At 51.5% G+C, this 1098-nt stretch carries 1 pseudogene; it reads right to left on the reverse strand.

Going from position 1 to position 1098, the window contains the following annotated elements:
* Window positions 1–1098, reverse strand: a pseudogene (locus DFR34_RS17255) (hypothetical protein); the annotation flags it as partial.

The raw sequence follows: 1098 nt of genomic DNA on the forward strand, positions 1-1098 counted from the left end.
GGGGGCAACCACGCCAGTGGCTTCGCGCATGCGCGTGGCGCCCAGCCGGGTGGCGGTTTGATCCAGTTGCTCGGTGCTCATGCCCAGTGACATCAATAACTGATAAGCCGCCAACAGCTTTTTACGATCCTGCTTGGTGAGGTAAGTCAGCACATTGGTGCTGTCATCGCCGCCTTTGGCCAGATTGTCTGGATGGGTGGGCGGTTTTTTGCCATTTAGGGTTTCGACCAGATACGACCCGTGCCCTGGATCGGCATAACGCCGATTGGGATCATCCGGCATCTGGATATTTTCATCCGGCTGCCCGGCTTGGTCAGAAAATTGTTTAACCATCTTTGCCAAAAAAGCAAAATCAACGCCGTGTGTAGGCATTTTCTCCGGATCCAACTCCTCATTCAAAAAGCCTCTGTCAAATTCAGTACTCAACATGGCTTTCCCGTTTTGGATTTGATAAGCGAGCTTAGTGTCACGCTCATCAAATGCATTAATTATCCACTTGCCATCTGGCGTGTAAGAATTTCCTGGCTTATTAGGAAGATATCCACCTGGGCCAGCCATGCGGTAACCTGCCATATCAAAAGCCAGTAAGTCCACTTGTTCCAAGTCAATATTATTTTCTTCTGCGTAGGAGTAGACTTTCTCCAATAGTCGCCGGTCAGAGTAAGTCAAAAAATCAAACGAATTGCCAGACAACATGTCTGTTGTGACGGTATACAAGATTTTTGGCTCAGGCGTGGAAGGGTCTTTGATCCGCCACAAACGTTCCAGCATCAGGGCATGCCCTCTGGATTGACTGGCGGTCTGGCTGCTGGATGTGGCTACCGTGGCAGTTAAGGTGGCGATGGAAGTCGTTGCTAAACTGCTACTTACGCTGGTGGTCATGATATTCTCCCTAAATTCATCCTGTTTTTGCCCGCCAGATAAATCATCCGGCCGTTGCCCCGCCTTGTCGGCAATGCCCAGCGTCTCCAGCACGGCCAGGCTTTGCGCCGCCCGCGCAGCCGGCGCCAGCCCCTGATACAGCAAGGGCAGGGCCACGTTATCCAGCACGGACAGTGATGGAATCAAATTGAACTGCTGAAACACAAAGCCAATAGG

It is taken from the genome of Rivihabitans pingtungensis, assembly GCF_003201855.1.
Taxonomy (GTDB): Bacteria; Pseudomonadota; Gammaproteobacteria; order Burkholderiales; family Aquaspirillaceae; genus Rivihabitans; species Rivihabitans pingtungensis.